Source organism: Rhodobacter maris (genome assembly GCF_900217815.1).
Lineage (GTDB): Bacteria > Pseudomonadota > Alphaproteobacteria > Rhodobacterales > Rhodobacteraceae > Rhodobacter > Rhodobacter maris.
The window spans coordinates 810,019-836,942 of record NZ_OBMT01000001.1; the positions used below are offsets into that span (position 1 = coordinate 810,019).

Genomic DNA, 26,924 nt, shown 5'->3' on the forward strand with positions numbered 1-26,924 from the left:
AACCTTGGGATTGGGGCCGGGGGCCTGATGGGACCCGCCCTCACCTGTCGCCGAAAGAAGAGGTATTGAAATGGCCAAAGTCATCGGGATCGACCTCGGGACCACGAACTCCTGCGTTGCCATCATGGACGGCTCGCAGCCCCGCGTGATCGAGAACTCCGAAGGGGCGCGCACGACGCCCTCCATCGTCGCTTACACGGACAGCGAACGTCTGGTGGGCCAGCCCGCCAAACGCCAGGCGGTGACCAACCCGACCAACACGATCTTCGCCGTCAAACGGCTGATCGGCCGCCGCACCACCGATGCGGAAGTGCAAAAAGACAAGAAGCTCGTCCCCTATTCCATCGTTGACGGTGGCAATGGCGATGCCTGGGTCGAAGTGCATGGCGAGAAATATTCGCCCGCGCAGGTCTCGGCCGTGATCCTGCAAAAGATGAAGGAAACCGCCGAGAGCTATCTGGGCGAGACCGTCACGCAAGCCGTGATCACCGTCCCCGCCTATTTCAACGACGCGCAACGCCAAGCCACCAAAGATGCGGGCAAGATCGCCGGCCTTGAAGTGCTGCGCATCATCAACGAGCCGACCGCGGCCGCGCTGGCCTATGGGCTCGACAAAAAGGACACCAAGACCATCGCCGTTTATGACCTCGGCGGCGGCACCTTCGACATCACGATCCTCGAGATCGACGATGGCCTGTTTGAAGTGAAATCCACCAACGGGGATACCTTCCTCGGCGGGGAAGACTTCGACATGCGCATCGTCCATTACCTCGCCGACGAGTTCAAAAAAGAGCACGGCGTCGATCTGACGAAAGACAAGATGGCGCTGCAACGGCTGAAGGAAGCCGCTGAAAAAGCGAAAATCGAGCTGTCGTCCTCGAGCCAGACCGAAATCAACCAGCCCTTCATCTCGATGGATGCGAAATCGGGCACGCCGCTGCATATGGTGATGAAACTCACCCGTGCGAAACTCGAAAGCCTCGTGGAAGACCTGATCAAGGCCTCGCTCAAACCCTGCGCCGCCGCGCTGAAAGACGCCGGCGTCTCGAAAGACGAGATCGACGAGGTCGTGCTCGTGGGCGGGATGACCCGGATGCCGCGCGTGGTCGAAGAAGTGACCAAGTTCTTCGGCAAGGAGCCGCACAAGGGCGTGAACCCGGATGAGGTCGTCGCGCTTGGCGCCGCCATTCAGGCGGGCGTGCTGCAAGGCGACGTGAAAGACGTGGTGCTGCTCGACGTCACCCCGCTGTCGCTCGGCATCGAGACGCTGGGCGGTGTCTTCACCCGGCTGATCGACCGCAACACGACGATCCCGACGAAGAAAAGCCAAGTCTTCTCGACCGCCGAAGACAACCAGAACGCGGTGACGATCCGGGTATTCCAGGGCGAGCGCGAGATGGCCGCGGACAACAAGATGCTCGGCATGTTCAACCTCGAGAACATCCCGCCGGCGCCGCGCGGCGTGCCGCAGATCGAGGTGACCTTCGACATCGACGCGAACGGCATCGTCTCCGTTTCGGCGAAGGACAAGGGCACCGGCAAATCGCAGCAGATCACCATTCAGGCCTCGGGCGGTCTCTCGGATGACGACATCGAGAAGATGATCAAGGACGCCGAGGCGAATGCCGAAGCCGACAAGACCCGCAAGGAGCTGGTGGAGACCCGCAACCAGGGCGAAAGCCTGCTGCACTCGACCCGCAAGTCGCTCGAAGAGCATGGCGACAAGGTCGACGGTTCGACCGTCGAGATGATCGAACTGGCCTGCAATGCGCTTGAAGAGGCGCTGAAAACCGACGAGCCCGGCAAGATCAAAGGCGCGGTGCAGAACCTGACCGATGCGGCGATGAAGCTCGGCGAGGCGATCTACAAGGCGCAGGCCGCGGCGGAAGGTGGCGCGGAACCGGAAGAAGATGGCCCGCGCTCGGTGGACGATGACATCGTCGATGCCGATTTCGAGGACATGGGTGACAACAAGCGCAAGTAAGCGCCGGAACCTGAGGAGCGGGCCCCCTAGCGGGGCTCGCTTCCTTGTTCTCACAGCGGGGTTCTGCAATGGCAAAACGTGATTTCTACGAGGTTCTGGGCGTCGCCAAGGGCGCCTCGGCCGAAGAGATCAAGAAGGCCTATCGCGCCAAGGCGAAAGAACTTCACCCCGACCGCAACAAGGACAACCCGAACGCCGAGGCCCAGTTCAAGGAAGCGAACGAGGCCTATGACGTGCTGAAGGACGCCGACAAGAAGGCGGCCTATGACCGCTTTGGCCATGCGGCCTTCGAGGGCGGCATGGGCGGTGGTCCGCGGGGGCCTTATGGGGCGGGCGGTCAGGGCGATTTCGCCTCGGCCTTCTCGGATGTGTTCGAAGACCTGTTCGGCGATTTCATGGGCGGGCGCGGCGGCCCCGGCGGCGGCGGGCGCTCACGCGCGACCCGCGGCTCGGATCTGCGCTACAACATGCGCGTGACGCTCGAAGAGGCCTACAAGGGCGCGCAGAAAACGATCACCGTTCCGGGCTCGGCGCCCTGCACCTCGTGCAATGGCACCGGCGCCGAGGGCGGGGCCGAGCCGCAAACCTGCCCGACCTGTTCGGGGCTGGGCAAGGTGCGGGCACAAAACGGCTTTTTCACTGTCGAGCGCACCTGTCCCACCTGCGGCGGGCAAGGTCAGGTGGTCAAAAACCCCTGCAAGGTCTGCCACGGCGCGGGCCGGATCGAAAAGGAACGCACGCTCTCGGTCAACATCCCCGCGGGGGTGGAAACCGGCACCCGGATCCGGCTGGCCGGTGAAGGCGAGGCGGGGCTGCGCGGCGGCCCGGCGGGGGATCTTTACATCTTCATCGAGGTGCGCGAGCACGCGCTCTTCCAGCGCGAGGGGGTGAACCTCTTTTGCCGCGTGCCGGTGAGCATGGTGCTGGCTGCGCTTGGTGGCGAGGTCGAGGTGCCGACGATCGACGGCGGCCGATCCAAAGTGAAGATCCCGGTGGGCAGCCAGTCCGGCCGGCAGATGCGGTTGCGCAGCAAGGGCATGCCCGCCTTGCGCGGCGGCGCGCAGGGCGACATGGTGATCGAGCTCGCGGTGGAGACGCCGGTCAACCTCACCGTCCGGCAAAAGGAACTGCTCGCCGAATTCGAGCGCATTCAGGCCGAAAACAATCCCGAGGGGGCCTCCTTCTTCAAGAAGGTCAAGGGCTTCTGGGACGGGATGAAAGGATGACAGGGCGCCTTCGGGCGCCCTTTCGTTGACGGCCGCCGGCGCCGTTAACTTTTCATTTACCATGCGCGCGCAGACTGTGCGGATGACACCGCGCGGCTCCAACCCTGACGAGCGGTCGCTGCCGCTCTTCGGCGACCTCGACGAGGCGCCGGTGGTGGCGCTTGGCCCGGAAAAACTCCCCTCCTATATCGCCGATCACCGCAAGCGGCTGCGCGCGCGCTTCATGGAGGGCGGCGCCGCGGCCATGCCCGATTATGAACTTTTGGAACTGATCCTGTTTCGCGCCCTGCCCCGGCAGGATGTCAAACCGCTCGCCCGCCGCCTGCTCGATGGGTTCGGCACTTTCGGGCAGGTGCTCTCCGCCCCCGCCGCACGGCTGACCGAGGTTCCCGGCGTGGGAGATGCGGTGGTGCAAGAGTTGAAGATCGTCGAGGCCGCCGCGCAACGGCTTGCCAGGTCGCGGGTGATGCAGCGTCCGGTGCTGTCCTCGTGGCAGGCGCTGATCGACTATTGTCACGCGGCGATGGCGCATCGCAGCACCGAGCAGTTCCGGGTGCTCTACCTCGACCGCAAGAATGTGCTGATCGCCGATGAGGAACAGGCGCGGGGCACGGTGGATCATGTGCCGGTCTATCCGCGCGAGGTGGTGAAGCGCGCGCTCGAACTCGACGCCTCCGCACTCATTTTGGTGCACAATCACCCCTCGGGCGACCCGACACCCTCAAGCGCCGATATCGCCATGACCGGCCAGATCTCCAAGGCCGCCACAGCGCTCGGGCTGGTGCTGCATGACCATCTGGTGATCGGCAAGGGGCGGGAGCTCAGCTTCCGCGCCGAGGGGCTGCTCTGAGCCTCAGCGCGCCGCCACATCGACCGGAAAATCCGGCAGCGGCATCACCACGAGCCCGGTGACATCATCGCAATCGGGCATCGAAAGGTCGATCCAGGCCTCCGGCTCGCTCAGCCCGCGCAAAACCCGGCTCCCCGCCGCCGCCAGATCGCGCCCGCAATTGCCCGGGGTGACTTCGGTTTCAAGCGTCATGCGAATGTCCGACATGCCAGCGGGCGCGGTGTAGATCTCGGTTCGCATCGAAAACTCCCGATCCTCGAATACCGCCATCCAGCCGCCATAGGCCGTCTCGGGCGCGCGCGGCACCTGCGCGGACACATCGCCCGCCCCCCCCGGCTGGGAGCCGTATTCAAGCCCGTGCAACGTCATCCGGTCGGATGCCATGCTCAGGATTGCCACCCGGTTCACCGTGGCGAGATCGGGCACGGCGAGCGTCGCCTCGGGACCAGGCTCGTTCGGCAGTTCGACCGCAAAGCGGGCCTTGGTCGTCATCGCGGGCACGATGCCGCTCCAGTGTCCGGTCTCCGACAGCCGGACCGGCAGCCGCAAGCCCTCGTGGCGGATCGTCACCAAAGCACCGGGTATGCAGGGAGCGCTGAGGCTCAGTTCCACGCCGGCCGAGGCCGCGGGTGCGGCACGCAATGCGGGCCTCGCGCAGGCATTTGGTTTCTCGTCCTGCGAAAAACCGGGACTGGCGGGTTCCTGCGCAGGTGGCAGCCCCCGGGCCAGATCGAGCAGAGCGTCGAGCCGCGGCCCCGCCGCCGGCATCGGCAAATCGGGAATGCGTTCCTCCGCCGCGGCTCCGGGCGGGAGCGTCCGTGCCACGGCGGGCGTTTCCGGCAATGCCGGAACACCAGGCCCGACCGATGGTTGTGGCGCCGCGTCGAGCCCGTAGCGCGCGGAATTCTGCATCACATGCCCGGTTGCCGCCGCCAGAACGAAAGTGGTGCCGACAATGATGATCTTGTGGAGCGCTTTCATGGCCGATTCCCCTTTCCGCTGCCCCCAGAATGGTGGGCAATCAGGGCGAGGGTTGGGCCGAACCGGGGCATTGTTTCCCCATTCGTGCCGTATTCGTGAATTCCCAACCATTCCAGTCAAACGAAGAACGGCGCAGGTTGCCCTGCGCCGCCCTCACAACTTGGATCTCTGTCCCCGCTCAGGCCAGACGGCCGTGGCAATGTTTGAATTTCTCGCCCGAGCCGCAGGGGCAGGGGTCGTTGCGCGCCGGATTGCCCCAGGTGGCAGGATCCGATTCGTCAAAACCCGGGACCGCCGCGGCCAGAGCCTGCGGCGGCTCCGCCGACGCGGCGGCCGGGGTCGGAGCCACTTCCGCCTCTGCCTGCGCCATCTGCCGAACCTGCTCGGCGAGCAACGCCTGCCGCTCCTCCTCGCTGATCGGACGAATCTGGCCGAGCCGCTTCGTCACCTCGAACCGCAGGCTGTCGAGCATCGCCTCGAAAAGCTGGAACGCCTCGGTCTTGTATTCGGAAAGCGGGTCACGCTGCGCATAGCCGCGGAAGCCCACCACCGAGCGCAGATGTTCGAGCGTCACCAGATGCTCGCGCCATTTTGCGTCGATCGTCTGCAGCAGAATCTGTTTCTCGATCAGCCGCATCGTTTCGGCGCCGAAGCCCTCGGTTTTCTGCTCCATCAGCGCGTCGGAGGCCGCGATGATCCGCTCGCCCAGCACTTCCTGATCCACCCCTTCTTCCGCCGCCCATTGCGTGATCGGCAGATCCAGCGCGAGCTGCTCCGCGATCCCCGCGTGCATCCCCTCGATATCCCATTGATCGACATAGGATTTGGGGGGCGCGTAATCGTCGATCAGATCCTCGATCACCTGCAGGCGCATGTCGCGCGCGATCTCGCCGATCTCGTCGGTTTCCATGATGTCGCGGCGCTGGCTGAAGATCGCCTTGCGCTGGTCGTTCATCACATCGTCGAATTTCAGAAGCTGCTTGCGCATGTCGAAGTTGCGGCCCTCGACTTTCGCCTGCGCGCGTTCGAGCGATTTGTTCACCCAGGGGTGGATGATCGCCTCGCCTTCCTTCATGCCGAGCTTCGAGAGCACGCCCTCAAGCTTGTCGGAGCCAAAGATCCGCATCAGATCGTCTTCGAGCGAGAGGAAGAACAGCGAGCGCCCCGGATCCCCCTGACGGCCGGAGCGACCGCGGAGCTGGTTGTCGATGCGGCGGCTTTCGTGCCGCTCGGTGCCCAGAACGAAGAGGCCGCCCGCGGCCAGCACCTTTTCCTTCTCGCTCGCATGCTCCGACTCGATGCGGGCGCGCACCGCATCGGGGTTGGCCTCTGGCGTCGCGGCAAGCTCTTGCAACACCTGCATCTCGATATTGCCGCCGAGTTGAATATCGGTGCCGCGGCCTGCCATGTTAGTGGCGATCGTGACGGCGCCGAGTTTGCCCGCTTCGGCAACGATCAGCGCTTCCTTCTCATGCTGGCGCGCGTTGAGCACGTTATGCGCGATGCCCGCCTTCTTCAGCATCTCGGAGAGCATCTCCGATTTCTCGATCGAGGTTGTGCCCACGAGCGTCGGCTGGCCCTTGGCATTGGCCTCCTGGATCGCCTCGATCACCGCGGCATATTTCTCGCGCGCGGTGCGGTAGACGCGGTCATGCTCGTCTTTCCGCGCAATCGGGCGGTTGGTCGGCACTTCCACCACGCCGAGGCTGTAGATGTCGCCGAACTCCTCCGCTTCGGTCACAGCCGTGCCGGTCATGCCCGCAAGCTTCGAATAGAGGCGGAAATAGTTCTGGAAGGTCACCGAGGCGAGAGTGACGTTCTCGGGCTGGATCGTGACGTTTTCCTTCGCCTCGATCGCCTGATGCAGGCCATCGGAAAGGCGGCGGCCCTTCATCATCCGGCCGGTGAATTCGTCGATCAGCACCACCTCGTCATTCGCCACCACGTAGTTCTGATCCTTGTGGAACAGCTTGTGGGCCGAAAGCGCCTGCGTGATATGGTGCACGATCGTCGTGCTTTCCGGGTCGTAGAGCGACTGACCCTCGGGCAGAAGCCCGCTCTCGTGGAGCTTGTCCTCGACGAATTCGTTGCCCTCTTCAGTGAAAGTCACGCGGCGGAATTTTTCATCGAGCGTGTAATGCTCGGGGTCCAGCAGCGGAATATAGGCATCGAGCGTGCGGTAAAGCTCGGAGCGGTCCTGCGACGGCCCCGAGATGATCAGCGGCGTGCGCGCCTCGTCGATCAGGATGCTGTCCACCTCGTCGACGATCGCGAAGAAATGACCGCGCTGATACATTTCCGGCACCGAGGCCTTCATGTTGTCGCGCAGGTAATCGAAGCCAAGTTCGTTGTTCGTGGCATAGGTGATGTCGGCCGCATAGGCCGCGCGTTTCTCGCCATCGCCCTGAAACGGGTAGACGACGCCGCAGGTCAGGCCCAGTTGGCGATAGACCTTGCCCATCCAGTCCGAGTCGCGCTTGGCGAGGTAGTCGTTCACCGTGACGATATGCACCCCCTTGCCCGCGAGTGCGTTCAGATAGGCCGGAAAGGTGGCGACAAGGGTCTTGCCCTCGCCGGTTTTCATTTCCGAGATATTGCCCTGATGCAGGAAAATGCCGCCGGCAAGCTGCACGTCGAAAGCGCGCAGGCCAAGCGCCCGGCGCGCCGCCTCGCGGCAGTTGGCGAAAGCCTCGGGCAAAAGCGCATCGAGGCTCTCGCCCGATTGCGCGCGCTTTTGCAATTCGCGGGTCTTGGCGACGATGCCCTCGTCGGTCAGCTTTTCGAACTCCGGCTCGAGCGCGTTGATCTTCGCGATGATCGGGCGGGTCCGCTTCACTTTGCGGTCATTCGGCGTGCCGAAAATCTTTCTTGCAATGAATCCGATGCCCAGCATTTTGTCTCCGCGGGTTCGACTGACCTAATCGTGTGAAATGCAGCCTTGCCGCACCCTCCGGACGCCCGTAGAACGGCAAGCGAATAAGGGCGGAGCGCCTTCACAGGACCCTTGGCGATGTAAGGGTGCGCTGTCCGAGTGTCAACGCCGCGGGGTGCCGCGGCCCTTGCGGAGAGGCTTTCATGCCGAAGATCACGACATTTCTGGGCACCGCTGCCGTTCTGGCCTGCCTCGCCACGGGTGCGTTCGCAGAAGCTGCGCCCAAGGATCTCGGCCCCGATACCGTGGTGGCCAAGGTCAATGGCAAGGAAATCACCCTCGGCATGATGGTTGCGGTGCGCAACGCGCTGCCCGCCGAATATCGCCAACTGCCCGACGAGATCCTGTTCGGGGGCGTGCTGGATCAGTTGATCCAGCAAACCGCGCTGTCCGAAATCGGCGAAGGCATGATGACCCATCGCGACGAGATCGCGCTTGAGGTGGACCGGCGCGCCTATCTGGCGGGCATGCTGCTCGATTATACCGCCAAGCGCGCGGTGACGCCCGAGGCGCTCAAACAGGCCTATGACACCAAATACGCCAAGGCCGAACCGAGCCGGGAGTTCCACGCCGCGCATATCATTGTGCCGACGGAGGAAGAGGCGAAGGCGATCCTCGCCGAGATCCAGGGCGGCGCCGATTTCGCCACCCTCGCGAAGGAAAAATCGCAAGACGGGGCCGCGGCGAACGGCGGCGATCTGGGCTGGTTCGGGCTCGATGCGATGGTGCAGCCCTTTGCCGAAGCGGTTGCCGGGATGAAGGATGGCGAGGTGAAAGGCCCGATCCAGACCGAATACGGCTGGCACGTGGTGAAGCTGATCGAAAGCCGCCTTGCTGCCGCGCCGACGCTGGAGGAAGCAACCGCCGATCTCTCGGGCGACCTGCGGCAAAAGGCGGTCGAGGACCGGGTGAACGATACCGTGGCGAAGGCGACAGTAGAAAAATTCGTTGAGGGCATCGACCCCGCGGTCCTGAAGGATCCCAAACTGACGGGCGAGGAATAAGCCGAATATCGGCGGGCGAGGAGACATCATGGGCAAGAAAAAAGAGCTTGAGGCGCGCATCGACCGGCTGAAGGCAAAGGTCCGGGCGCTGAAGGGGAAGCTGGGCGAAAGCGCGCCCGCAAAGGCGCCTGCGACCCCGTCCAAGGCGAAAAACCCGATCTCGCCGCTTGCCCCCGCGGCCTTTCCTGCGCTGCCGGTGATCGAAGGGGTGGCCTTTGCCGCCGCCGCCGCCGGGGTGCGTTATGCGGGCCGCACCGATGTGATGCTCGCGCGCATCGCGCCGGGCGCGAGCCTCGCCGGGGTGTTCACCACCTCGGCCACCCGCGCCGCCTGCGTGCTCGACTGCCAGGCGAAGCTGGCGGACACGGTGGACGAAAGCGCGGGGGCCGCGATCCTCGTCAACTCGGGCAATGCCAATGCTTTCACCGGCGCCGCCGGGCAAGCCTCGGTCGATGCCGTAACGACCGCCGTAGCCGATGCGCTCGGCCTTCCGGCCAACCGCGTTTTCTCCTCTTCTACCGGGGTGATCGGCGAGCCACTGCCGCATGAGCGCATCGTCGCGGCCGTGCCGGGGCTTGTGGACGCGCTCGATGCCGAAGGCATGGAAGCCGCGGCGCGCGCGATCATGACGACGGACACTTTCCCCAAAGGGGCCTCTGCCGAGGTCGAGACCGAGGGCGGGGTAATCCATCTCGCCGGCATCGCCAAGGGTTCAGGGATGATCGCGCCGAACATGGCGACGATGCTTGTTTACATTTTCACCGATGCGAAGATCTCTGCGAAACTTCTGCAAAAGATGCTCTCGCGGCAGGTCGATGACACGTTCAACGCGATCACGGTTGACAGCGATACCTCCACCTCCGACGCGCTGATCCTCGCCGCCACAGGCAAGAGCCCTGCGGCAGAAATCACCGATCTGCGTTCCAAAGTGGCGAAGGATTTCGAAGCCGCGCTGCGTGGGGTGATGATGGATCTCGCGCATCAGGTGGTGCGCGATGGTGAAGGGGCGACGAAATTCGTCGAGGTGCGCGTGAGCGGTGCCGAGACGGTCGCCGATGCCCACAAGGTGGCGATGGCGGTGGCCAATTCGCCGCTCGTGAAAACCGCGATCGCGGGCGAGGATGCGAACTGGGGCCGGGTCGTGGCGGCGGTGGGCAAATCCGGCGCGAAAGCGGACCGTGATACGCTTCGGATCTCCTTTGGCGAGATGGTTCTGGCCGAGAAGGGCGCGCGCGTGCCCGATTACTCGGAAGAGGCCGCGAGCGCTTACATGAAGGGGCAGGAACTCGTCATCGGCGTCGATCTGGGCCTCGGCGCGGCGGCGAAATCGGTCTTCACCTGCGATCTCACGCATCGCTACATCGACATCAACGCGGATTACCGCTCGTGAGCGGTGGTTGCGGGCCCGGCACGCCCGCTCCGCTTGCGCCCGCGCGGGTGGTGCTGGTGAGCGCCGTGGCGCTGATCGACATTGACGGGCGCGTGCTGCTCGCCCAGCGCCCGGAAGGCAAATCGCTCGCCGGGCTCTGGGAGTTTCCCGGCGGCAAAGTCGAGCCGGGCGAAACGCCGGAGGCGGCGCTGATCCGCGAGCTGCACGAGGAACTTGGCATCGACACCTGGCAAAGCTGCCTCGCGCCGCTCACCTTCGCCTCGCATGCCTACGCCGAGTTTCACCTGCTGATGCCGGTCTTTGCCTGCCGCCGCTGGGAGGGCAAGGTGCTGCCGCGCGAGGGGCAGAAACTGGCCTGGGTAGCCCCTTCGGACCTACGCGATTACCCGATGCCGCCCGCCGACGAACCGCTGATCGCTGTGCTGCAAGACTGGCTCTGATTGTTGCGCGCGCAGAAATAATCACTGCAGTGCAGAAATTATCCTGCGTCATAAAGGCGCCATGCGCAACAAATTTACACTTTGTTGCCGGGTGCGTCCCTTTTTCATTTGCACTTCGTAAAATTATCGTGACTAAGCTCACTCATATAAACCTATGGGAGAGTGCCTCATGCTTCGCACCATCGTTGTCGGCAGCTGCGTTTCCGTTCAGGGAACATTCGAAAGCCAGCTCGAGAATGGCAAGATCGTGGTGCGTGTCGGCGAAGGCCTGTTCACCGGCAAACCGGTGCTCAGGAAATCCGCCTGACCGCAACCGGTATGCCAAAAAAGCAGAAGGGGGGCCCAAGGCCCCCCTGTTTCGTTCCGGTCTCTTGCCCGCAGCATGAACGCCGCGAGCAGAGGAGTTCTCAGAGCTTGCGCTCCACTTCCTCGCGTTCGAAGATCTCGATCACATCGCCTTGGCGGATATCGTCGTAATTCTCGAAGGCCATGCCGCATTCCTGACCGGATTGCACTTCCTTGACTTCGTCCTTGAAGCGCTTGAGCGTTTTCAGCGTGCCTTCGTGGATCACCACGTTGTCGCGCAGAAGCCGCACGCCCGCCGAGCGGCGCGCCACACCCTCGGTGACAAGGCAGCCCGCCACCTTGCCGACGCCAGAGACCTTGAAGACCTCCTTGATCGAGGCATAGCCGATGAAGGTTTCGCGGACCTCGGCCTTAAGCAGCCCCGAGGCAGCCGCCTTGATGTCATCCACCAGATCATAAATGATCGAGTAGTAGCGGATCTCGACGCCCTTCTGGTTCGCCGCCGCGCGTGCGGGCGCATTGGCCCGGACGTTGAAGCCGATCACCGGCGCCTGAGACGCCTCGGCAAGGCCGATATCGCTTTCGGTGATCGCGCCGACGCCGGAGTGGATGACGCGCACCCGCACCTCGTCGTTGCCGATCTTTTCGAGCGCCTGCACGATCGCCTCGGCAGAGCCCTGCACGTCGGCCTTCACCACGACCGAAAGCTCGGCCACGCTCTCGTCCGCCTTGGCCTTCGCCATCAGCTGCTCAAGCGTGGTCGCGGCACCGGCGGCGGCGCGTTTGTCCTTCGCAGCCTGGATCCGGTAGTCGGCGATCTCGCGCGCCTGCGCCTCGGTCTCGACCACGTTCAGCACGTCGCCCGCCTCGGGTGTGCCGTTGAGGCCGAGGACTTCCACCGGCACCGAAGGCCCGGCTTCCTCGACCCGCTCACCCTTGTCGTTGAGCAGCGCGCGCACCTTGCCCCATTGCTCGCCGACAACGAAGATATCGCCGCGCTTGAGCGTGCCGTGTTGCACCAGAACCGTCGCCACCGGGCCACGGCCGACGTCGAGCTTGGCCTCGATCACCGCGCCCTGCGCCGCGCGATGCGGGTTGGCACGCAGCTCGAGGATCTCGGCTTGCAGCGCAATCGCCTCCAGCAGCGTGTCGAGCCCCTTGCCGGTCTTGGCAGACACCTCGACCGTCTGCACCTCGCCGCCCATCTCCTCGACGACGACTTCATGCTGCAGCAGGTCCGTGCGGACCTTCTGGGCATTGGCCGCGGGCTTGTCGATCTTGTTGATCGCCACGATCATCGGCACGTTGGCGGCCTTGGCGTGGTTGATCGCCTCGACCGTCTGCGGCATCACCGCGTCATCGGCGGCCACCACCAGCACGACGATATCGGTCACCTGCGCACCGCGCGCCCGCATCGAAGTGAAGGCGGCGTGGCCGGGCGTGTCGAGGAAGCTCAGAACAGCCCCCGATTCGGTCGTCACCTGATAGGCGCCGATATGCTGGGTGATGCCGCCCGCCTCGCCCGAAACCACGTTGGCATGCCGGATCGCATCGAGAAGCGAGGTCTTGCCGTGGTCGACGTGGCCCATGATCGTGATGATCGGCGGACGCGAGACGAGATCCTCGTCCTTGTCCTCGACCGTGTCGATCACCTGTTCGACATCGGCATCCGACACGCGCACCGCGCGGTGGCCGAACTCGTCGATGATGAGTTCGGCGGTGTCGGCGTCGATGGTCTGGTTGGCGGTGACCATCATGCCCATCTTCATCAGCGCCTTGACGACATCGGCGCCACGTTCGGCCATGCGGTTGGCAAGCTCGGAGACAACGATCGTCTCGGGCAGTTGCACTTCGCGCACCATCTTCTCGGCTTTCTGGCCGAAGCCCATCGCCTTTTGCCGCGCCTTTTCCTGCTTGCGCTTCATCGCGGCAAGCGAGCGCTGACGCCCGCCCTCGCCCTCGATATCCGAAAGGCTCAGCTTGCCGGCGCGGCGGCCCTCGTCGCCCTTGCCCTTCGAAGTGCGGTCGACCTGCGGCGTGCTGCGGTCATCACGATCACGGTCGGTCTTGCGCGGGCCGGTGGTCGAAACCCCCTTGGTGGCCGCACGCGCCGCCGCCGCCTCGGCCGCCGCCGGATCGGCGGGGGTGGCAGGCTTGGGCGCGGGTTTCGCGCGCACTTCTTCCTTGCGTTGGGCGCGCAGCTCCGCCTCGCGGGCCTTGCGCTCCTCTTCTTCCTGCTTGAGCTTGAGCGCCTCTTCGCGCTCGCGCTCCTCGCGTTCCTTGGCCTCGGCCTCGGCGCGGCGGCGCTCGCGCTCTTCCTCGCGCGCCTTTTCCTCGGCGGCGCGTTGCGCGGCTTCCTCGACCTCACGGGCCTTGGCGGCCTGCAATGCCTTCAGACGGCGTTCCATCTCGGCATCGGAGATCCCGGCCGGGCGACGCGACGGATCACCCAGCGCGGGGTTGCCAGACGGTTTTGCACCGCCGGCACCGGGCTTGGGCACCATGACCTTCTTGCGCTTGGTTTCGACCACGACGTTCTTCGTGCGCCCGTGGCTGAAGCTCTGCTTCACCGAACCGGGGCGCGCGCCGCCACCAAGACCAAGGGGTTTCTTGCCGTCCGTATCGCTCATGCCGTCTTCGTATCCTTCATGGCGGTCTGGCCGCCGTCCTGCCTGCGCAATCCCGCAAGCCTTGCCGCTTCTCTAATCACACGAGGGGTGAGTCCTCCAGCCGCAAGCGCGCCGTGTATCGCACGGTCGCGGCCAAAAGCCAAACCCAATTCCGAGGCGGTCAGGCAGCCGAACCAGCGCCCGCCGGGGGGCGTCCAGAGCTTGCCCTTGCCGCGGTCCGAACCGTCCGACGCCTGAAAGAGCACCTTCGCGCGCCCGTCGGCCAGCCAGCCCTTGACCTTTTCAAAGCCGCAGACCGCATCCCCCGCCTTACGGGAAAGCGAAATCAGCTCCACCACGCGATGCGCCAGGCCCGTTTCGACGAGACCCAAAAGGTCTTCGGGCAGCTTGGCCTGCGACCTTGCGGCGCGGGAAAAGAGCCCCTTCGAGACCGCCTTTTCCAGCACATCGCGTTCCGAGGTGACCCAGATCCCGCGGCCGGGAAGCTTTTCGGCCAGATCCGGGTAGATCATGCCGTCAGGACCGAGCACGAAGCGCACGAGCCCGACCTTCGGCGCGACATCGTGGGTGACGATGCAGCGCCGTTCAGCCTCCTCGTGATCTTTCTCCCGGCCCCCGCGGCTCATCTTATTCCTCGGTCTCTTCCTCGGTGTCTTCTTCTTCCGCCTCGGCCGTCTCCAGTTCCGAGGGGTCGACCCAGCCGAGCTGGATCCGCGCCGTCATGATCAGCGTCTGCGCATCTTCGAGTGACATGCCGAATTTCTCGAGAATGCCGTCGTCCTTGACGCGCGAGCCATCGACGGTGGTCCAGCCGCCTGCCAGTTCCCAGTCCGCACAGGTGGCGAAGTCTTCGAGCGTCTTCACGCCATCCTTTGCCAGCGCCTCGATCATCTGGGGCGTCAGCCCCTCGAAGTCAAAGAGCGATTCCTCGACGCCCATGGCCTTCGCGGCCTCGGTCGCCTTGCGGTTCTGCTCCTCGATATAGTCGCGGGCGCGGGCTTGCAGCTCTTCCGCCGTGCCCTCATCCACACCTTCGATCGACAGAAGCTCGTCGAGGTCGACATAGGCCACCTCTTCGAGGTTGGTGAAGCCTTCCGCCACCAGCAACTGGGCAAAGAATTCGTCGAGATCGAGCGCATCGACAAAGAGCTTGGTGCGCTCGGCGAATTCTGCCTGACGACGGCTCGATTCCTCGGCCTCGGTCAGAATGTCGATATCGAGCCCGGTGAGCTGGCTCGCCAGCCGCACGTTTTGCCCGCGCCGACCGATCGCCAGCGAAAGCTGCTCGTCGGGCACCACGACCTCGATCTTGCCCGCTTCCTCGTCGATCACCACCTTCGCCACTTCCGCCGGTTGCAGCGCGTTGACGAGGAAGGTGGCGGGCTCGGGGTTCCACGGGATGATGTCGATCTTCTCGCCCTGCAGCTCGCCCACCACAGCTTGCACGCGGCTCCCCCGCATACCGACGCAGGCGCCGACCGGGTCGATCGAATTGTCGTTCGAGATCACGGCGATCTTCGCCCGCGAGCCCGGATCGCGGGCGACGGCGCGGATCTCAATGATACCGTCATAGATCTCCGGCACTTCCATCTTGAAGAGCTCGGCCATGAACTGCGGATCGGTGCGGCTGAGGAACACCTGCGGCCCACGGGTCTCGCGGCGCACATCCTTCACATAGGCGCGGATGCGGTCGTTCGGGCGGTAGCTCTCACGGCCGATCTTCTCGTTGCGGCGTAAGATCGCCTCGCCGCGGCCAATATCGACGATGATATTGCCGTATTCCTCGCGCTTGACCACGCCGTTGATGATCGTGCCCTTGCGGTCCTTGAATTCCTCGAACTGGCGGTCGCGCTCGGCCTCGCGGACCTTTTGCAGGATCACCTGCTTGGCCGATTGCGCGGCGATCCGGCCAAGATCCACCGGGGGCACCTCGTCCACGATCTCATCGCCCACCTTCGGGTCGGAGAGATATTGCTTGGCCTGCGCCACGGTCAGTTCGGCCTGATAGTTCTCGACTGCATCCTCCTCGACCACGGTGCGCACGCGGGTGAAGCTGGCGCGACCGGTCTTGCGGTCGATGGCCACGCGGATGTCCATCTCGGCGCCATAGCGCGACTTCGCGGCCCGCGCGAGGCTGTCTTCCATCGCCTGGATCACCAGATCCGGGTCGATCATCTTCTCGCGGGCGACGGCTTCGGCCGTTTGCAGAAGTTCGAGCTGGTTGGCAGAGGTGATTGCCATCTCTCAGGTCTCCTCGTCGGGATCTTGGTCGTTGGAGTTCGTGTCGTCTTCGATATCGTCGAATTTCGTCTCGTCGATGATGCCGGCGGCTTTGCGTTGGCGCAGCATCTCGGCAATCAGCTCATCGGTCAGGATCAGTTTCGCATCGGTGAGCCAGTCGAACTGCAACCCGATGGTAACCTGCTCGCCCTGCTCCTCGATCTCGATCAGCACTTCGTCATTTTCGGTGCCGCGCAGCAGGCCCTTGAAGCGCTTGCGCCCGTCGATCTGCTCCGAGGTCTCAAGCCGGGCTTCATAGCCTTCCCAGGCGTCAAAATCCTTCAGCCGGGTCAGCGGCCGGTCAATGCCGGGTGAAGAGATCTCGAGCGTGTATTTTTCCTCGATCGGGTCTTCCACGTCGAGCACGGCCGAGATCGCCGTGGAGATCACCGCGCAATCATCCACGTCAATTCCGCCCTCGGGGCGGTCCGCCATGATCTGCAAAAGGGGATGCTTGCCGCCCTGCAGGCGGATGCGCACGAGTTCGAAGCCGAGCCCCTCGATGGAGGGGCCGACGATTTCGGCAAGGCGCCGGTCGATCGCGGTCTTGGCGATAAGGTCGGTCATATCCGATCCCTGAAAACAAAAAACGGGCCGTAGCGGCCCGCAACATAGGTTCGGTGGGTATCAAGTTTGGACCTCGATACGCCGCTGTTGAGGTGCATATAGGCGAAAGCGGTCTGCGTTGCAAGCTTTCTGTCAAAGACCTGTAAAACCGCTCAGCCGCGCATGCGATCCATCGTGGCCACGAGCCCCGCGGTGATGCCCGGCTCGCTCAGCGCATGGCCCGCCGCGGGCACAAGGCGCAGGTCGCATCGCTTCCAGCCGCGCGCGAGCCGCCAGGCGGAGATCGGCGGGCAGATCATATCCATCCGGCCCTGAACGATGGTGGCGGGAATATGCTCGATCCGGTGCCGGTCGCGCAGGATCTGGCCGTCTTCTTCCAAAAACGCATGGTTCATGAAGTAATGGTTCTCGATGCGCGCAAAGGCATGGGCGTAATCGGGCGGCGCCTCGCCGGGAAAGCCATCGTAATCGACCGAGGCGAGCGCGTTTTCCCACATCGCCCAATGCCGCGCAAACCGCGCCTCTTGCAGGTAATCGCCCGAAAAGAGCCGCCGGTTATAGGCGGTGATCATGTCGTGGCGTTCCTCGTCCGGGATTGGCGCAATGAATTGTGTCCACAGATCGGGGAAGAACTGCCCCGCCCCACCACCGTAAAACCACTCGAGCTCGGAGCGCTGCGCAAGGAACACGCCGCGCAAAACAAGCGCCTCGGCGCGGTCGGGGTAGGTCTGCGCGTAAAGGAGCGCGAGCGTCGCGCCCCAACTCCCGCCAAAGACGATCCAGCTCTCGATGCCGAGCGCGGTGCGGATCCGCTCCATATCGGAGATCAGATCCCAGGTGGTGTTGTGATTGACCGAAGCATGCGGCTTGGAGAGCCCGCAGCCGCGCTGGTCAAAGAGCACGATGCGGTAATGCGCCGGATCGAAATAGCGCCGCATCGCGGGGCTGGAACCGCCCCCCGGTCCACCATGACACACGACAACGACAACGGGGCGCCCCTGCGGGTTTCCGGATTGCTCGAAATAGATCTGATGGCCAAAGCCCACGTCGAGAAGCCGCTGATCGAAGGGCTCGATCGGCGGATAAAGAAAGGCGCTGGCCGTGCGCTTTTGCCCTGCGTTCTTGTCCATCGCTGCACTATATAACGCAGGCAACCCGCCCGCCACGGGGCGGAGGAAAAATTCAGCCGGAGGGTGGCATGGAAGCTGCGACAAGGACGATCGACCCCGCCGAGGTGGCGAAATTCGAGGCAATGGCCGCAGAATGGTGGGATCCGAACGGCAAGTTCAAGCCCTTGCACATGCTCAACCCCTGCCGGCTCGATTACATCACCACCCAGATCGCCACCCAGTTCGGCCGCGACCTGAAAGCCTCGCGCCCGTTCGAGGGGCTGCGGCTCTTGGACATCGGCTGCGGCGGCGGGCTGCTCGCCGAACCGATGGCGCGGCTCGGCGCCACCGTGGTGGGCGCGGATGCGGCGCCCAAAAACATCCCCGTGGCGCAGCTCCATGCCGAGCAATCGGGGCTGACCATCGACTACCGCAATTGCGCCGCCGAAGACCTTGCCGCCGCGGGCGAGCGGTTCGACGTGGTGCTGGCGATGGAGATCATCGAGCATGTCGCCGATACTCAGGGGTTCACCAACACCTGCGCAAGCCTGATGACCCCGGGCGGGCTGATGGTGATGTCGACCCTCAACCGCAATCCGAAAAGCTACATGATGGCGATTTTCGGCGCGGAACGGGTGATGCGCTGGCTGCCGGTGGGCACGCATGACTGGTCGAAATTCATCACGCCCGACGAGCTTTACGGCCTGATGCGCGGCGCAGGCCTCGACCCGATCGACCGCAAGGGGATGGTGTTCAACCCGCTCGGCTGGAGCTGGTCGCTCTCGTCGCGCGATCTGAGCGTGAACTACGCCGCCGCGGCGGTGAAACGGTAAGGCAGGGGGCAGTGCCCCCCTGCTACTTCGCCTTCGGGCGGAACGCCGCAATCTTGGTCGGATCGGTCTCGATATGGGCCGCGCCGATCAGATCGAGGCAATAGGGCACGGCGGCAAAAACCGCATTCAGACAAGTGCCGATCGCGCGCGGGCTGCCCGGCAGCGTGATGATCAGGCTTTTGCCCGCAATGCCTGCGGTCTGGCGCGAGAGGATCGCCGTCGGCACTTCCCGAAGGCTCGCCCGCCGCATCTCCTCGCCAAAGCCCGCGAGTTCCTTCTCGATCACCGCGCCCGCCCCTTCGGGCGTTTCATCGCGCGGCGCGGGGCCCGTGCCGCCGGTGACGAGGATCAGATCCGCCCCCTCCGCCACCAGCCCGCGCAAACAGGCGGCCACGCTGTCGCGCCCGTCGGGAATGATCACGCGGGAAATGGAAAGGGGCGTCGTCACGACGCCCCGGATCCAGTCTTCACAGCCCGGCCCGCCCCTGTCCTCGTATTCCCCGCGCGAGGCACGGTCGGAAACGGTGACAATGGCGACCTTGGCGCTCATTTCTTCGCCACACGCGCGTTGCGGGTGGCAATGAGGCGCAGACGCAGCGCGTTGAGGTGGATGAAGCCCGCCGCGTCCTTCTGGTCGTAGGCGCCCGCATCTTCCTCGAAGGTGACGTGCTTTTCGGAATAGAGGCTCTCTTCCGACCAGCGCGCCACGGTCGAGGCCTTGCCCTTGTAAAGCTTGAGCCGCACCGTGCCCGAGACATGCTCCTGCGTCTTGTCGATCAGCGCTTGCAGCGCCTCGCGTTCGGGGCTGAACCAGAAGCCGTTGTAAATCAACTCCGCATAGCGCGGCATGATGCTGTCTTTCAGGTGCCCCGCGCCCGCGTCGAGCGTGATCTGCTCGATGCCGCGGTGCGCCTCGAGAAGGATCGTGCCGCCGGGGGTTTCATAGACACCGCGCGACTTCATGCCGACGAAGCGGTTTTCCACCAGATCGAGCACGCCGATGCCATGCTTGCCACCGATCTCGTTGAGCTTGGCAAGGATCGTCGCGGGCGACATCGCCTCACCGTTGATCGCCACCGCATCGCCCTTCTCGAAGGTGATCTCCACCATCTCTGCCTGATCGGGGGCCTGTTCCACCGGCACGGTGCGCTGCAGCACGTAATCGGGGAATTCGACCGCCGGATCCTCCAGCACGCGCCCCTCCGACGAGGTGTGCAAGAGGTTCGCATCGACCGAGAACGGCGCCTCGCCGCGCTTGTCTTTCGCAATCGGGATCTGGTTCGCCTCGGCGAATTCCAGCAGCTTGGTGCGCGAGGTCAGATCCCAGAGCCGCCAGGGCGCGATCACCTTGATCGCGGGGTCGAGCGCGGCGGCGGAAAGCTCGAAGCGCACCTGATCGTTGCCCTTGCCGGTTGCGCCATGGGCAATCGCATCGGCGCCGTGCTTTTGCGCCAGCTCAACGAGATGCTTGGAGATCAGCGGCCGCGCGATCGAGGTGCCGAGCAGATAAAGCCCCTCATAGAGCGCATTCGCCCGGAACATCGGGAACACGAAGTCGCGCACGAATTCCTCGCGCACATCGACGATGTTGATGTTTTCCGGCTTGATGCCCAGCAGCTCGGCCTTCGCCCGCGCCGGCTCCAGCTCCTCGCCCTGACCGAGGTCGGCGGTGTAGGTGATCACCTCGCAGCCGTATTCGGTCTGCAGCCATTTCAGGATGATCGAGGTGTCGAGGCCGCCGGAATAGGCAAGCACGACTTTCTTGGGAGCGGACATGGATAGCCTCCGAAGCTGCGTTTCGCGCGGCATAGTGGGTTTTTGCCCGCTTCTCAAGGGCCGCGGCGGGGTTTGGCCGCACCCAATTGTGCCCCGCACAATGGCGCGCCCGCCTTTGGGCTTGCGCAAAGCGCTGCTTGGCGCCACATCTCGGCGATGACCCAGTTCGCCCTTGCCGCCCTTGCCGCCACCCGTGCGCTGCGCGCGCTCTTCGAGCCGACGCCTTTGCAGCGCAATGACTTTCTCTCGAAGCGCTATAGTGCCGAGATCTGGCTCAAGCGCGAAGACCTGACGCCGGTGCGCTCTTACAAGCTGCGCGGCGCCTTTACCGCGATGCGCAAGCGCCGCGCGATCGACCCGGGCGCCACCCATTTCGTCGCCGCCTCGGCGGGCAATCATGCGCAGGGCATGGCCTTTGCCTGCCGTCATTTCGGCGTGAAGGGAACGATCTTCATGCCGGTCACCACGCCGCAGCAGAAGATCGACAAGACCCGCGTCTTTGGCGGCGATGCGGTCGAGATCGTGCTGACGGGCGATTATTTCGACCAGACGCTCGCCGCGAGTCAGGCGTTTTGCGAAGCGGCCGGGGCGCATTTCCTCTCGCCCTTCGACGATGAGGATGTGATCGAGGGGCAAGCCTCGGTGGGCGTCGAAATCCTCGACCAGCTTGGCCGCGCGCCCGACATGGTGATCCTGCCGGTGGGGGGCGGGGGCCTCGCCGCGGGGGTCACCGGATATTTGCGCGCCACCGCGCCGCAGACCGAATACCGCTTCGTCGAACCGTTGGGCGGCGCAAGCCTCATCGCGGCGCTCACGGCAGGTGAACCCGTGACGCTGAAACAGGTCAACAGTTTCGTCGATGGCGCAGCAGTGGCGCGGATCGGCGCGCTGCCCTTCTCGAGGCTCGGCTGGATCGCGCCCGAACATGTGCTGCTTTCGCCCGAAGACCGGATCTGCATCTCGATGCTGGAGATGCTCAACCACGAGGGCGTCGTGCTCGAACCCGCGGGCGCGCTGGCGCTCGACGTGCTGCCGGAACTCGCCGATCAGATCCGCGGCAAGACCGTGGTTTGCCTCACCTCGGGCGGCAATTTCGATTTCGAGCGGCTGCCTGAAGTCAAGGAACGCGCCCAGCGCTTCTCGGGGTTGAAGAAATATTTCATTCTGCGGATGCCGCAACGCCCCGGTGCGCTGCGCGAATTCCTCGAAATGCTCGGCCCCGCAGATGACATCGCCCGGTTCGAATATCTGAAAAAATCGGCGCGCAACTTCGGCTCGGTGCTGATCGGCATCGAAACGAAAGAGGCCAGCGCCTTTGCGGCGCTGACCGGAAAGCTTGATGCGGCAGGTTTTGACTACCGCGATATCACCGATGATTCGGCGCTGGCTGAATTCCTGATCTGATCAGGCTGCCGAGAGGAATTCGTCCACCCGGCCCATGAACTGCTGTTTCGAGGCGCCGTAGCACTCAAGCACGGCGGGAATATCGACCGTCTCGCTTTTGCCCGCCGAGCAGCGCCGCTCGCCGTCCTGACACATCGCACCAAAGGTTCGGAAGCCCAGGTTCCAGGCCGATCCCTTCAGAAAATGCAGCTCATCCCCCAGCTTGCCGGGTTTGCGGCCCAGGTTCATCACCACCGCTTCCACTTCGTCGAGAAAAAGCTCGAGCACTTCGGCAAACCCTTCGGCGCCGATCTCGGATCGCAGCTCGGCGACCCGTTCCCAATCAATCATCATGCCCTCCACGGACCCCAATTTCCTTCACCGCGTCCCACGCTAGGGACCAAAGGTTGCCGAAGCTTTAAGTCCCGTCATGTTTAGGGACGTTTACCGCTTCTTAAGTCAGATCCCGCAATTTGACGCGAAGCAGAGTATCCGGTGAACCGCGTGTCCAAACCGCTGAAAGATGAGCGACCCTCAACCCGTGGCGCGGCAACGGCGCAGCCGCGGCGCGTGCTCGTGGTCGACGACAGCCGGATGCAGCGGCGTATTCTCTCGGCTCAGCTCGCGCGCTCGGGCTATCAAGTGCTCGAAGCCGAAAGCGGAGAGCAGGCGCTGGAGATCTGCGCCGAGACCGAACCCGATTTCGTGCTCTCCGACTGGATGATGGAGGGCATGACCGGAATCGAATTCTGCAAGAGATTCAGGGAGATGAAGCGCGAGGGCTACGGCTATTTCATCCTGCTCACCTCGAAATCCGACAAAAACGATGTTGCCGAGGGGCTGGAAAGCGGCGCCGACGATTTTCTTGCCAAGCCAGTGAATGGCGAGGAACTGCGCGCGCGCCTCACCGCGGGCGAGCGGATCCTGAAGATGGAACACGAGATGAAGGAGAAGAACCGGCTTCTCTCTTCGGCGCTCGGAGAATTGCGCGCGCTTTATGACGTGATCGACCGCGACCTGATCGAAGCGCGCAAGCTGCAGCAAAGCCTTGTGCGCGAGCGGTTTCGCGGCTTCGGCAATGCGCAGGTGTCGCTGATGCTGCGCCCCTCTGGCCATGTCGGGGGCGATCTGGTCGGCTTTTTTCCGATCAATGCGCGCCGGGTCGGACTTTACGGGATCGACGTTTCGGGCCACGGCATCACCTCGGCCTTGATGACGGCGCGGTTGGCGGGCTATCTGTCCGGCTCTTCGCCCGAGCAGAACATCGCGCTGATCCAGACCGAATACGGCATCTATGATGCCCGCGACCCCGCCGAGCTTGCCGCGCATCTCAATGCGCTGGTGCTCGAGGAGATGCGCACAGACAGCTATTTCACCCTGATCTATGCCGATGTCGACATGATCTCGGGCGATGTGGCGCTGGTGCAGGCGGGCCATCCTTATCCGGCCGTATTGCGGGCTTCAGGCGCGGTGGAGTTCCTGGGCCGTGGCGGCATGCCGGTGGGGCTTTTCGCGGGCGCCAGCTACGAGACAGTGACGACCCGCCTCGTCCCCGGCGACCGGCTTTTCCTCGGCTCGGACGGGATCACCGAAGTGATGCAGCCCGATGGCAAACTGCTGGCCGAAACGGGCCTTGCTCGATTGCTGGTCACTCTGGGCGCGTTGCGCGGCCCGGCGCTGCTCGACGCGCTTTACTGGAACCTGCATCAGATCTCGGGCGATGCGCTCGACGATGATGCCTCTGCCGTGCTGTTCGAATTCGACGGCGCGAAGGAAAACAACGGCTGAGGGCGAGGCCTCAGGGCTCGCGCAGCGCCTCGCGCGACTTGTAGAGCGGTTTGAGCAGATAGTGCAAAATCGTCTTTTCGCCGGTGTGCAGCTCAACCGTGGCCTGCATGCCGGGGCGGATTTCGAGGCGGCGCTGCCGCTCGGTCAGATGCGCCAGATCGACCCTGAGCGTGACTTTGTACCACGGCTCGGCATCGGGCTGGCGCTCGTCCTTGAACGTATCGGCCGAGACGAAATGCACCTTGCCCTCAAGGCTGCCATAGATCGTGTAATCATAGGCGGAAAGCTTGATCGTTGCCGCCTGCCCGAGCGTCACATTGGCGATGTCCTTCGGCGCGATCCGCGCGTCGATGAAGAGCTCGTCATCGAGCGGGATGATCTGCATGATCTCCTCGCCCGGGCGCACCACGCCGCCGATCGTCGTCACCGAGAGCTTGTTGACCACACCCCGCATCGGCGCGATCAGCGTGGTACGGGCAAGCTGGTCCTGCGACAGTTTGAGTTGCTGGCGCAGCGTGCCGAGCTTTTCGAGCGTATCGGAATACTCGCCGGCGCGTTCAAGCTCCACCTTGGTGACGATCTCGTCAAGCTGGGCCTTCGCGTCAGAATAGGCCTTGCGCGCCTTCGTGACGTCGATCAGCGGCGCGACGTCCTTTTCATACATCTTTTCGTAGAGATCCCGCTCGGCCTTGGCCTGTTTGAGCACGGCGGCGGCGCCCGCTTGCCGCGAGGAGAAATCACTCAGCCGCGCGATCAGAAGCCCACTTTCCGATGTCACGATCTCGGGGACGAGCCTTGCCTGAACCTCGCTCGGTTCGAACTGGTCGAGCCCGTCCATTTCCGCCTCAAGTCGGAGCTGCCGGATCTCAAGCGCGGCGATCTGCGCTTCGAGGTCATCGACCTGCGCCTTGTAGGAGGTGTCGTGGAGGCGTCCGAGCACCTGACCGGGCTCGACTTCCTCGCCTTCCGAAACGTTCAGCTCGGCGAGGATGCCGCCTTCGAGGTTCTGGATGATCTGCGGCTTCGAGGAGGAGACGATCTCGCCCGGGCCACGTACGATCTGATCGACTGAGGCAATCGCCGCCCAGCCGAGAAAAATGAGGATCGTCGCCGCAACCAGCCAGATCGTCAGGCTCATGCGGCGCGCGGCGGTATGCACCGAGGCGGGGTCAACCGTGGTCATGGCGCCGCACCGGATTTTGCCTTGCTCAGATGCGCGAGCACCGCATCGCGCGGGCCATCCACAGCCATGCGCCCGTTTTGCAAGATCAGCGTGCGCGCGGTCAGCGCAAGGATCGGCACCCGGTGCGTGGCAATCACCGCCGTGCGCCCTTCGAGCCATGTTTCGAGCCGGCTCACCAATGTGGTCTCAAGCGTGGTATCAAGCGCCGCCGTCGGCTCATCAAGGATCACCACCGAGGGGTCTTGCAGCCACAGCCGCGCCCAGCCGATCGACTGGCGCTGCCCCACCGAGAGCCCCTCGCCGCCATCGCGGATCTCAAGGTCGAGCCCGCGCGGATGGGCACGCAAAAACGGCCCGAGGCCGGCAAAATCAAGCGCCTTGTAAAGCCGCTCCTCATCGCGTTCGAGCTGGGTGAGGTTGAGGTTGTCGCGCAGGGTGCCGGAAAAGAGCCGCACGTCCTGGCTCAGGTAGCCAACGGCACGGCGCAGATCGCGCGGATGCAACTGGCCGATGTCGACCCCGTCGAGCAGAATCCGCCCGACGCTGGGCTCATAGATCCCGGCGAGCAGTTTCAGGAGCGTCGACTTGCCCGAGCCGTTCGCGCCCAGCACGGCAACGCGTTGCCCAGCAGGAATGCGCAGTGCCGGAATGTCGACCGTGCTCGCGCCTTCCGGGTCGTATTTGAAATCGAGCCCGCGCACCTCATATGCGCCCTCGATCACCTCCGCGCGCAGATAGCTGCGGCCGCCCGCCTGCACCTGATCCGCACTCGCAATCTCGTCCAGCCCGTCGAGCGCCCCCTTCACATTCGCCCAGCGCGCGAGCGTGCCGGCAAGCTGGGTGAGCGGGGCGAGCGTGCGCGAGGTCAGAATACCGATGGCAATGATCGCCCCCACGGTAAACTCGCCCTCAAACACCATATAGGTGCCCACCACCACGGCCGAAACATAGGTCGCCTGCTGCACCATCTGCGCCCAGGAGGTAAGCGCCGCGGAAAGCTTGCGGCTCTCGGAGGATTTGACCGCCGAGAGCGTGGTCAGCTCTTCCCAGATCCGCTTGAACCGGTCGGCACCGCGCTGGGTGGCAACGGTTTCATGCTCGTAGATCGCCTCATGCAACAGTTTTGCCGCCCGTGCCGAAGCGCCCTGGGTGGATTTGGTGATCTTCATCATCCGGCCCTGCATCAGGAAGCCGGGCACGACCATCAGCACCGCGCCAAGCGCCAGCACCCAGACGAGATTCCCGCCGATCGAGGCGACAAGGGCGAAGAAGATGACGATGAAGGGAATATCGGCAATGGTGCCGATCGTAGAGGCGGTGAAGAACTCCCGCACCGAGGAAAATTCGCGCATCGCGGCAAAGAGCTGGCTCGGCGAGCGTCGCCCGGGCGCGGCTTTCATGCCAAGGAGCCGGTCCATCAGCAGGCTGTGCACGGTGAGCTCGATCTTGCGGCCCGCGAGATCCATCAGCCCCGAGCGCGCAAGCTTGAGCGCCATTTCGAGCGCAAGCGCCAGAATCGCGCCGAGCGCCAGAACCCAGAGCGTCGATTCCGATTTATGCGGGATCACCCGGTCATAGACCTGCATCGAGAACATCGCGACCGAGACGGCGAGGATATTTGCGAACAGCGAGCCCACCGCGACTTCAACAAAGGCCCAGCGTTGCGCCCTGAAGGCGCTCCAGAACCAATGCCCGGAGGCGGTTTCGAGGGCGTGACGCGCTTCAAGCTGGCGCAGCGTGCTGCGCGCGCGGATGATCCGCCCCGAGAAGAAGGGGGTGAAATCTGCAAGCGGCACTTCGGCGCGCTGGCCCGGGCAGGTGGTATCGTAGACAAAAAGCGTGTCCCCCTCCTGACCGAGCACCAGTACGAGCTGGCCGGGGGTCATCTGAGCCAGCGCGGGCCAGCGGCCGGGGCCGAGGCGCGTGATCTGTTCGACCGCGGCGGTCATGCCCGCGGCGCGCAGCACGGCGGCAATTTGCTCGGGCTGCACCTCGTCCGCCGCCGCTCCGGCTGCATCGGCGCGGGCCGCGCCCATCATGAGCAGCATCTGTTCGAGAATGTCGGCGGCAGGCAGCTGCGCGCCGAGGCACCCGGCATAGGTTGCGACAAGCTCCGCCCGCGCCCGCGCCCGCGATGGCAGACGCAGCGCATGGTCGCGCGCGACGGCGGGGGTCGGCTTTGGCAAAGCCCCCTCTGCCGCGCCGCTGATGCGGGCGGCATTGATGTCGAACGCTATCACACGGTCAGCCAACCCCTGCCCC

At 64.3% G+C, this 26,924-nt stretch carries 22 protein-coding genes; 10 read left to right on the forward strand and 12 right to left on the reverse strand.

The window, feature by feature from the left end; all coding sequences use genetic code 11:
* Window positions 1-70: 70 nt before the first annotated feature.
* The 3 genes from dnaK to radC all read left to right on the forward strand — a co-directional run bounded on the left by dnaK (window position 71) and on the right by radC (window position 4,060).
* Window positions 71-1,984: a molecular chaperone DnaK gene (gene dnaK / locus CRO22_RS03930; protein ID WP_097068763.1), complete on the forward strand. Its 1,914-nt coding sequence runs from the start codon at window positions 71-73 to the stop codon at window positions 1,982-1,984.
* Between the two features lie 68 nt (window positions 1,985-2,052).
* Window positions 2,053-3,210: a molecular chaperone DnaJ gene (gene dnaJ / locus CRO22_RS03935; RefSeq protein WP_097068764.1), complete on the forward strand. Its 1,158-nt coding sequence runs from the start codon at window positions 2,053-2,055 to the stop codon at window positions 3,208-3,210.
* 82 nt (window positions 3,211-3,292) lie between these two features.
* Window positions 3,293-4,060, forward strand: coding sequence for a RadC family protein (gene radC, locus CRO22_RS03940; protein ID WP_097068765.1), 768 nt, complete (start codon window positions 3,293-3,295; stop codon window positions 4,058-4,060).
* A 3-nt stretch (window positions 4,061-4,063) separates the two neighbouring features.
* Here radC and CRO22_RS03945 read toward each other — a convergent pair whose 3' ends face one another.
* Together CRO22_RS03945 and secA are read right to left on the reverse strand one after the other, a co-directional pair.
* A complete protein-coding gene (locus CRO22_RS03945; RefSeq protein ID WP_097068766.1) occupies window positions 4,064-5,041 on the reverse strand; it encodes a hypothetical protein in 978 nt (325 codons plus the stop codon).
* A 178-nt stretch (window positions 5,042-5,219) separates the two neighbouring features.
* Complete coding sequence (secA, locus tag CRO22_RS03950) at window positions 5,220-7,934, reverse strand: preprotein translocase subunit SecA (protein ID WP_097068767.1); 2,715 nt, start codon at window positions 7,932-7,934, stop codon at window positions 5,220-5,222.
* A 182-nt stretch (window positions 7,935-8,116) separates the two neighbouring features.
* Here secA and CRO22_RS03955 point away from each other — a divergent pair, with 182 nt between their 5' ends.
* From CRO22_RS03955 to CRO22_RS18785, 4 genes are all read left to right on the forward strand, one after another.
* On the forward strand, window positions 8,117-8,977 hold the full coding sequence (locus CRO22_RS03955; protein WP_097068768.1) for a peptidylprolyl isomerase: 861 nt from the start codon (window positions 8,117-8,119) through the stop codon (window positions 8,975-8,977).
* A gap of 28 nt (window positions 8,978-9,005) precedes the next feature.
* Window positions 9,006-10,367 (forward strand): bifunctional glutamate N-acetyltransferase/amino-acid acetyltransferase ArgJ, encoded by a 1,362-nt coding sequence (gene argJ / locus CRO22_RS03960; RefSeq protein ID WP_097068769.1) that lies wholly within the window; start codon window positions 9,006-9,008, stop codon window positions 10,365-10,367.
* Window positions 10,364-10,807 carry a (deoxy)nucleoside triphosphate pyrophosphohydrolase gene (locus CRO22_RS03965; RefSeq protein WP_097068770.1) on the forward strand — a complete coding sequence of 148 codons (444 nt, stop codon included), beginning with the start codon at window positions 10,364-10,366 and terminating at the stop codon, window positions 10,805-10,807. The genes argJ and CRO22_RS03965 overlap by 4 nt, the downstream gene beginning before the upstream one ends.
* Window positions 10,808-10,976: 169 nt before the next feature.
* Window positions 10,977-11,114 carry a hypothetical protein gene (locus CRO22_RS18785; RefSeq protein WP_097068771.1) on the forward strand — a complete coding sequence of 46 codons (138 nt, stop codon included), beginning with the start codon at window positions 10,977-10,979 and terminating at the stop codon, window positions 11,112-11,114.
* Between the two features lie 100 nt (window positions 11,115-11,214).
* Here CRO22_RS18785 and infB read toward each other — a convergent pair whose 3' ends face one another.
* The 5 genes from infB to pip form a co-directional block, all read right to left on the reverse strand.
* The gene (gene infB / locus CRO22_RS03975) at window positions 11,215-13,743 is read right to left on the reverse strand and encodes a translation initiation factor IF-2 (RefSeq protein ID WP_097068772.1); all 2,529 of its coding nucleotides are present in this window, start codon (window positions 13,741-13,743) and stop codon (window positions 11,215-11,217) included.
* Window positions 13,740-14,369 carry an RNA-binding protein gene (locus tag CRO22_RS03980; RefSeq protein WP_097068773.1) on the reverse strand — a complete coding sequence of 210 codons (630 nt, stop codon included), beginning with the start codon at window positions 14,367-14,369 and terminating at the stop codon, window positions 13,740-13,742. Before CRO22_RS03980 ends, infB begins: the two co-directional genes overlap by 4 nt.
* A 1-nt stretch (window position 14,370) precedes the next feature.
* Entirely contained in the window at window positions 14,371-15,984 is a 1,614-nt protein-coding gene (nusA, locus tag CRO22_RS03985) for a transcription termination factor NusA (RefSeq protein WP_097068774.1), read from the reverse strand.
* Window positions 15,985-15,987: 3 nt separating this feature from the next.
* Complete coding sequence (gene rimP, locus CRO22_RS03990) at window positions 15,988-16,590, reverse strand: ribosome maturation factor RimP (RefSeq protein ID WP_097068775.1); 603 nt, start codon at window positions 16,588-16,590, stop codon at window positions 15,988-15,990.
* Between the two features lie 152 nt (window positions 16,591-16,742).
* Complete coding sequence (pip, locus tag CRO22_RS03995) at window positions 16,743-17,720, reverse strand: prolyl aminopeptidase (protein ID WP_097068776.1); 978 nt, start codon at window positions 17,718-17,720, stop codon at window positions 16,743-16,745.
* 68 nt (window positions 17,721-17,788) lie between these two features.
* On the opposite strand from pip, the gene ubiG reads away from it, so the two are divergent.
* Entirely contained in the window at window positions 17,789-18,532 is a 744-nt protein-coding gene (ubiG, locus tag CRO22_RS04000) for a bifunctional 2-polyprenyl-6-hydroxyphenol methylase/3-demethylubiquinol 3-O-methyltransferase UbiG (RefSeq protein ID WP_097068777.1), read from the forward strand.
* Between the two features lie 22 nt (window positions 18,533-18,554).
* Here ubiG and mog read toward each other — a convergent pair whose 3' ends face one another.
* Both mog and CRO22_RS04010 read right to left on the reverse strand, forming a co-directional pair.
* Window positions 18,555-19,082, reverse strand: coding sequence for a molybdopterin adenylyltransferase (mog, locus tag CRO22_RS04005; protein ID WP_097068778.1), 528 nt, complete (start codon window positions 19,080-19,082; stop codon window positions 18,555-18,557).
* Window positions 19,079-20,308, reverse strand: a complete 1,230-nt coding sequence (locus CRO22_RS04010) for an argininosuccinate synthase (protein ID WP_097068779.1) — start codon at window positions 20,306-20,308, stop codon at window positions 19,079-19,081. Before CRO22_RS04010 ends, mog begins: the two co-directional genes overlap by 4 nt.
* A 156-nt stretch (window positions 20,309-20,464) precedes the next feature.
* Here CRO22_RS04010 and ilvA point away from each other — a divergent pair, with 156 nt between their 5' ends.
* Complete coding sequence (gene ilvA / locus CRO22_RS04015) at window positions 20,465-21,712, forward strand: threonine ammonia-lyase IlvA (RefSeq protein WP_097068889.1); 1,248 nt, start codon at window positions 20,465-20,467, stop codon at window positions 21,710-21,712.
* Here ilvA and CRO22_RS04020 read toward each other — a convergent pair whose 3' ends face one another.
* The gene (locus CRO22_RS04020) at window positions 21,713-22,042 is read right to left on the reverse strand and encodes an Hpt domain-containing protein (protein WP_097068890.1); all 330 of its coding nucleotides are present in this window, start codon (window positions 22,040-22,042) and stop codon (window positions 21,713-21,715) included.
* 153 nt (window positions 22,043-22,195) lie between these two features.
* Here CRO22_RS04020 and CRO22_RS04025 point away from each other — a divergent pair, with 153 nt between their 5' ends.
* A complete protein-coding gene (locus tag CRO22_RS04025; protein WP_281254740.1) occupies window positions 22,196-23,479 on the forward strand; it encodes a PP2C family protein-serine/threonine phosphatase in 1,284 nt (427 codons plus the stop codon).
* A 10-nt stretch (window positions 23,480-23,489) separates the two neighbouring features.
* On the opposite strand, the gene CRO22_RS04030 is transcribed toward CRO22_RS04025, so the two are convergent.
* Together CRO22_RS04030 and CRO22_RS04035 are read right to left on the reverse strand one after the other, a co-directional pair.
* Window positions 23,490-24,662 carry an HlyD family type I secretion periplasmic adaptor subunit gene (locus CRO22_RS04030; RefSeq protein ID WP_097068780.1) on the reverse strand — a complete coding sequence of 391 codons (1,173 nt, stop codon included), beginning with the start codon at window positions 24,660-24,662 and terminating at the stop codon, window positions 23,490-23,492.
* The gene (locus CRO22_RS04035; protein WP_097068781.1) at window positions 24,659-26,914 is read right to left on the reverse strand and encodes an ATP-binding cassette domain-containing protein; all 2,256 of its coding nucleotides are present in this window, start codon (window positions 26,912-26,914) and stop codon (window positions 24,659-24,661) included. Before CRO22_RS04035 ends, CRO22_RS04030 begins: the two co-directional genes overlap by 4 nt.
* Between the last annotated feature and the right edge of the window lie 10 nt (window positions 26,915-26,924).